Raw genomic sequence first — 6,490 nt, forward strand, 5'->3', positions numbered from 1 at the left:
TATGCCATGGAACAGAAAAAAATGACCATTGACGCTTTGATGGAACAGGGCAAGGCCAACGGAAAGCTCACCACAAAGGAGATCACCGATGTTCTGGACGAGCTGGATTTCGACACCGACCAGCTGGCGTCCATCATCAACAGCTGCGAACAGCTGAACATTGAGATCATTGACGACACCGCCATTGATGAATCTATCGGCGGCAGCGATGCAGACCTGGTAGATGATCTGGAAATGACGCTCTCTACTGAGGGAATTGCCATCGACGACCCAGTAAAAATTTATCTGAAAGAGATCGGCCGCGTGCCTCTGCTTTCTCCGGACGAAGAGACTGAACTGGCAAAGCGCATGATGGAGGGCGACAGCTATGCCAAAAAGCGTCTGTCTGAGGCAAACCTCCGTCTGGTTGTCAGCATTGCAAAAAAATATGTGGGCAGAGGAATGCAGTTCCTGGATCTGATTCAGGAGGGTAACCTGGGACTTCTGAAAGCTGTAGAGAAATTCGACTACACCAAGGGCTTCAAATTCTCCACCTATGCCACATGGTGGATTCGTCAGGCAATCACCCGTGCCATTGCCGATCAGGCAAGAACCATCCGTATTCCGGTGCACATGGTGGAGACTATCACCAAGGTTAAGAAAGTTTCCAGCCAGCTCCTCCACGAGACAGGTCATGATCCGTCTGCGGAAGAAATTGCAGAAAGACTGGAAATGCCGGCGGAGCGTGTCCGTGAGATCATGCGCATTGCACAGGATCCCGTTTCTCTGGAAACACCCATCGGCGAAGAGGAGGACAGCCACCTGGGCGACTTTATCCCCGACGACGATGCACCGGCTCCGGCAGATGCAGCTTCTCTCATGCTTTTGAAAGAACAGCTCAACGAAGTACTGGCAACGCTGACCGACCGTGAGGCAAAGGTACTCCGTCTGCGTTTCGGACTGGAGGACGGTCGTTCCCGGACACTGGAAGAAGTAGGCAAGGAATTCGATGTCACTCGTGAACGTATCCGTCAGATCGAAGCAAAAGCACTGCGCAAGCTGCGCCATCCCAGCCGCAGTAAAAAAGTCAAGGATTTTCTGGACTAATCTTGTATAAACAGCTCCTGCTGCACCCCGATTTCCCCTTGGAGCGTATAGGTAACCGTCCATTGTATGCCGTCCTCGGTTTCGAGGGCGGCTGTTTTTTTGTCCAGAATCTCCACTTCACCCAGAAAATTATCTTCATATCGCTGTACCTGTTCCTCCAGATTTTGTTTTGCTTCTTCCGGCGTCAACGTCAGTATTTTCGATCGGTATTCGTGATAGGTCTCCCGATATATGCCAATGGGCAGTTCCGCCCCTAACAGGGAAAACCAGCTGTAGCCTGTGGTTTTGATACTGTCCTCGTAGGGATCTTCTGTATTTCCCAAGGGCATATGCCATGTGAAAATATCCAGATACTGCCTTGTTGTCGTTTCACCTGTTGGCGTGCGCAGATGCTGCTCATAGGAACAGGTGAATGTTTCCGTCTGCTCGTACTGCCCGATAATACTCCCCAGAGAATGGCGTATTCCCAGATGTCCCGTTTCATCTGTGACAACTCCGCTGACTAAAAGGTCACCTTTCTGCACCGGTTCCCCCACCAGCTTCATAAGCTGTCCGCAGTAAATTGACACGGAAACAATCTGTCCGTTCTGTGCTGACACAATATTGGACGGCACCCGATCCTCCAGCATTTCCGGCACAGGTTCACGCTCCATGACTTCTACCACAAGGCGATTTCCCGTGTGACGCATTCCCACCCATGCCAGTTCATCCACTCCGGCTCGCAAGGTATGTTCACACATGGAAAAATCAATGGATGGAATCCAGCTGCCACGTGTCACACCACATTCCTCCAAAATGGCGGTGATCTCCGCTGTGGTTGCAGTTTCGTTGCCGATCACGTCAATTTCCATGACAATATTGGAACCATAAAACAGCAGTCCGCCGGTGAGAAGCAGTCCCACCGGAATGCCAAATCGGAAGCGATAGCGATGCAGAAATTGCCGCAAGGTGCGGCGAGTAGTCAGTTCCAGTGTAACGCCGTATTGCTGCGCCAGTTCTTCCACGGATGCACGGTATTTCCCATAGAACCGGAACTGATACGTATCCCCCAGACATCGCTGTTCATGGCAGCAGATACCGGCAGACTGCATCGCATTGAGAAAGGAATACAGCTTTCCGCCGGATGCCGATGCCCGGTATTCACCTCGCAGATGCTGTTCCATGGCGCACCCCCTTCGGTGTCAGTGTCATCGTCTGGATCTCTCCGTGGATCAGCAGACTTTCCGGTGAACGGCTGTCTGCCTGGAGATCTCTGCCCCAGATCTCCAAGATCAGGTCAGTGGTCTGCACCACAATGCGGATATCGTTGTATTCTAAGATCCTGCGGCAATTTTCCAGATAAATCTCTCGGTTCCCGTTCATTTGAAGATAGGTTTGCAGGCAGAGCAACCGCCGTCCGGCTTCTGCCACACGTTTTCCCATGCGAATCACCTCACGGCATTCTATGCAGATGCATGGGAAAATAGTATTCCTGGCATATTTGATCACTTGACAGACATAAAAATAGGCAAATCTGATTGAATGTATTTCCAGGAGGTTGTGATATGGTTCGTTCATTCATCATGCGCCGGAATGCTTCGGTTTGCGGAATATTGCTCCTGCTGATCCTCTGTGTTTGTTTTGCAAGTGAGATCCGGTCAGAAATGCTGGATGCACTGACCCGGTGCCTGACGGTCATTATCCCATCCCTGTACGCTATGATGATCCTGTCCCAGCTGGTTGTGACAACTGGAATCTGGCGTGTGTTGGCAAAACCTCTGCGCCGGATCACGTCGAAGCTGTTCGGTATGCCTGATGCCTGTTTTGCAGTATTTTTGCTGAGCCAGTTTGCAGGTTATCCGGTGGGCGCCAGTATGCTCCGCACTCTGACGGAAAACGGCACACTGCGTCGGGAAGATGCAGGCAGACTGCTCTGGGTATGTTACGGCGGCGGTCCGGCGTTTCTCCTGGGACTTCTGGGTAATGTTCGCCATCGAGACCAGGTATTTCTGCTGATTTTCGGGGCAAACGTGCTGTCCAATCTGCTGCTGGCATGTCTGCTATTCCGGCACCATCCCATACAACTTCATCAAAACGAACAAACAACGATTCGTCCAGCTGATGCCTCTCTATTGGTACAGTGTACCGCCGATGCCGGGAGGACGCTGCTGAAACTCTGCGGCATTATTCTTTGTTTTTCCGCAGTCTGTGGGGTGCTGGATGAGCTGGGACTGTTCCGCCTGCTGACTCTGTCTGCGCAGAGAATTTCTCTGACATTCCCTGTTTCCGTTGCAACCAAAAGTGTGCTGGAGATTACCAATGCCGCCGCATTATCTCTCCCCTTTCGCTTGCGAATCCCCATATTCGCAGCACTGATTTCCTTCGGCGGTTTCTGCGTGATCTTACAGATCCGGGCTATCGCGGGAGAAGTCATTCCTATGAAGCACTTTATTGTTTGGCGGTGCGTAGCTGCCATATTTTCTGCCATATGCTGCGCTGTGGGTATGCACTTTTTGCCGGATATTCCCAACGAAACAGCAGCTGTGGTATCCACTTCCATTGTCTCCCGGAATCCGATTTTCCCCACATGCATGCTTCTCATCATGATGCTGCTGGTATTCCGGGAAGAGCAGAAACTGACGAAGTAACCCACGAAATGTTTTTCCAAAAAGAGCTGCTGCGCCAAAAAGACGGCGCAGCAGCTCTTTTAATCATGAACGCAGTACTCGATCCAGTACGACAAAATCATTTTCCCGTGCCGTCAGACGAATCTCATCCCCGGGACGTATCTCACTGCGCAGCATCTTATCTGCCAGAGGATTTTCCACTGTCTGCGCCAGGTAGTGCTTCATGGGTCGTGCACCGTATTGGGCTGTTTTCGGCGCATGTGCCAGAAGCTGTACGGCTTCCGGTGTGAATTCCATGGCAATTTCCATGCGTGCCAGCCGCTGCTGCAATCCCTGGAGCATTCCCTTTGCGATCTGTTCCAGACTGCTGGGCTGCAATTTATGAAACCAAAGTATGCCATCCAGTCTGCCCAGAAATTCCGGAGAAAAGTGCTGTTTCAAGGCATTTTGAGCCGCTTCGTTGTGCACGCCGGAATGGGATGCCGTAAAGCCCAGCTGTTCACCGGTGCGCATGGCTTCGCCACCGATATTGGAGGTGAGAATCAGCAGGGCGTGGCGAAAGCTGGTCTTTCTGCCGCAGGAGTCGGTGAGAACGCCATCCTCCATGATCTGCAACAGAATATTGCACACATCCGGATGGGCTTTTTCAATTTCATCAAACAGAATAACGCAATAAGGTCTGCGGCGAACTCGTTCACACAGCATACCGCCGTCCTCAAATCCCACGTATCCGGGAGGCGCACCGATAAGCTTGGAGACAGCATGCTTTTCCATGAACTCGGACATATCAATGCGTATGAGACTTTCCTTGTCGTCAAACAGATGCTCCGCCAGTGCGCTTGCCATGGCGGTTTTTCCTACACCTGTTGGCCCGGCAAAGAGGAATGTGCCGATGGGACGGGCGGTATCCTGCAGCCCGGTGCTGGCGCGAAACAATGCCGCTGTCAGTTCGTCAACTGCCTCGTCATGCCCGATGACCTGACGTTTCAGGGTATCCCCCAGCGTCAACAGCTTTTGACGCTGGGCTTCGGTGATCTTTTCCGTTGGGATGCCTGTGCGTGCCGCTACCACCACGGCAACATCTTCTTCGGTCACTTCTGCGGTTTCTGGCGTATTTCGTGTCTGCTCCCATCGGATACGTGCCCGGGAGCAAGCTTCGTCCAGGAGATCAATGGCCTTATCTGGAAGAAAGCGGTCGTGGAGATATCGGTCGGCATATTGAATCGCTGTTTTCAGAACCGGGTCTGAAATGGTCACTCGGTGAAATTCCGCATAGGTCTCCCGCAAACCCTGGAGCATAGCATAGCATTGATGCTCATCTGGCTCGTGGACTTGTACTGACTGAAAGCGGCGTTCCAATGCACTGTCTTTTCCGATGGTAGTGCGGAATTCCTCCGGCGTAGTGGCGCCAATGAGCCGTATTTCACCCCGTGCCAGCTGAGGTTTCAACATATTTGCCGCATCAATAGCACCCTCCGCTGCACCTGCGCCGACAATGGTGTGCAGCTCGTCAATGAATAAAATGATATTGCCGTGCTCTACGGCTTCAGTCAGGCAGTTTTTCAGACGTTCTTCAAAATCACCACGATATTTCGCGCCGGACAGCAGGGCAGGCAAATCCAAGGAAAACAGCTGCATATTTTGCAGGGATTCGGGTACGTCACCCTGTAGTATCTTTCGGGCGATGCCTTCCACTATGGCAGTCTTTCCCACGCCGGCTTCTCCGATGAGACAGGGGTTATTTTTCGTTCGCCGGGAGAGAATGCGGATGATCTGCTGCAATTCCTTGTCTCGTCCCACCAGTGGGTCGTAACGGTATGGGTTGGACGGATCGGTCATAAGCTTGCCGTACTGAAACAGTGCCGGGCAGGATTTTCGGGACAGGGTGTCGATTTGCTGGCGTTCCATCCGCACGCCATAGGTGGTATCGCAGTTGCAAAGGGTGCACAGCTGGTTCAGGCTTACCCCCAGCTTTTTGAGAATGGTCACAGCACTGCAGCAAGGAGCATGGATGATTGCCAGAAGCAGATGTTCTGTTCCCGCAAGCGCTCTTCCGGCATCCCGTGCCCGTTCTTTGGCATCCTCCAGAATGGACACCAGTGATGGCGTCAGACAGTCGTCTCGTACCTGTGCAGGAATACCTCGTCCCACCAGGTCAATGACGGCGTGGCGCAGCCGGTCTGCGTCCATTTGCTGCGCCGCAAGTGCACTTGCAGCCGCATTGCCGCCTTCCTCCACCAGCCCCAGCAGCAGATGTTCACTTCCGATGTACGTATGCCCCAGTTCTTCGGCGACGTGAATTGCCTCCTTCATGGCTAGAATTGCTTTTCCCGTAAACCCTTCTGTATATCGCATGGCTTTTTCTGTCCTTTCCTTTGATTCAATGTGTACGATTATAGTATGCCATAAACTTCCTGCAATATTTGTCGAAGGAGTCACACATTTTTCGCTTCGGCATACAATGTACTATGAAACAGACAAAAAACAGTTTGTTTCAAAAAAATTTGACACAAAGGAGATTGTGTATTATGTGTTTTGAGGGTAACGGTGGATGCTGCTGGATTATTATTCTGCTTGTGATTCTGTTCTGCTGCTGCGGTAACGGTAATGGCTTCGGCTGTGGCTGCGGCAACAACAACGGCTGCGGCTGTGGATGCTAAGGATTTTTTTCGGCATAATCTCAGCATAATCTGAAAAACGGGTGCAGTACCTCTGTGGTGTCTGCACCCGTTTTTTGTCTGATGGGCACCTCTAAAAACCCGCTCACCCGTCATCTGCGGCGCATCTTTACGCCATCT

6 protein-coding genes are annotated in these 6,490 nt (G+C 51.9%); 2 read left to right on the forward strand and 4 right to left on the reverse strand.

All coding sequences use genetic code 11. The features are described 5' to 3' along the window. Positions 1–6: 6 nt before the first annotated feature. Positions 7–1,086 (forward strand): RNA polymerase sigma factor RpoD, encoded by a 1,080-nt coding sequence (gene rpoD, locus Q0418_RS06785; RefSeq protein WP_298483390.1) that lies wholly within the window; start codon positions 7–9, stop codon positions 1,084–1,086. Here the strand turns inward: rpoD and Q0418_RS06790 are convergent. Together Q0418_RS06790 and Q0418_RS06795 are read right to left on the reverse strand one after the other, a co-directional pair. Beyond that, a complete protein-coding gene (locus Q0418_RS06790) occupies positions 1,083–2,249 on the reverse strand; it encodes a sporulation protein YqfD (protein ID WP_298483391.1) in 1,167 nt (388 codons plus the stop codon). The two genes, rpoD and Q0418_RS06790, sit on opposite strands and share 4 nt — an antisense overlap. Beyond that, a complete protein-coding gene (locus tag Q0418_RS06795; protein WP_298483392.1) occupies positions 2,227–2,508 on the reverse strand; it encodes a YabP/YqfC family sporulation protein in 282 nt (93 codons plus the stop codon). Before Q0418_RS06795 ends, Q0418_RS06790 begins: the two co-directional genes overlap by 23 nt. A gap of 122 nt (positions 2,509–2,630) precedes the next feature. Between Q0418_RS06795 and Q0418_RS06800 the strand changes: the two genes are divergently transcribed. Further along, positions 2,631–3,713, forward strand: a complete 1,083-nt coding sequence (locus Q0418_RS06800) for a hypothetical protein (protein WP_298483393.1) — start codon at positions 2,631–2,633, stop codon at positions 3,711–3,713. A gap of 63 nt (positions 3,714–3,776) precedes the next feature. Here the strand turns inward: Q0418_RS06800 and Q0418_RS06805 are convergent, their stop codons facing one another. Then, a complete protein-coding gene (locus Q0418_RS06805) occupies positions 3,777–6,047 on the reverse strand; it encodes an ATP-dependent Clp protease ATP-binding subunit (protein WP_298483394.1) in 2,271 nt (756 codons plus the stop codon). 80 nt (positions 6,048–6,127) lie between these two features. Further along, positions 6,128–6,490: hypothetical protein (locus tag Q0418_RS06810; protein ID WP_298483395.1), on the reverse strand; the 363-nt coding region annotated here is incomplete at its 5' end.

The sequence above is a fragment of the uncultured Ruminococcus sp. genome, from assembly GCF_937915125.1.
Taxonomy (GTDB): Bacteria; Bacillota; Clostridia; order Oscillospirales; family Ruminococcaceae; genus Ruminococcus_C.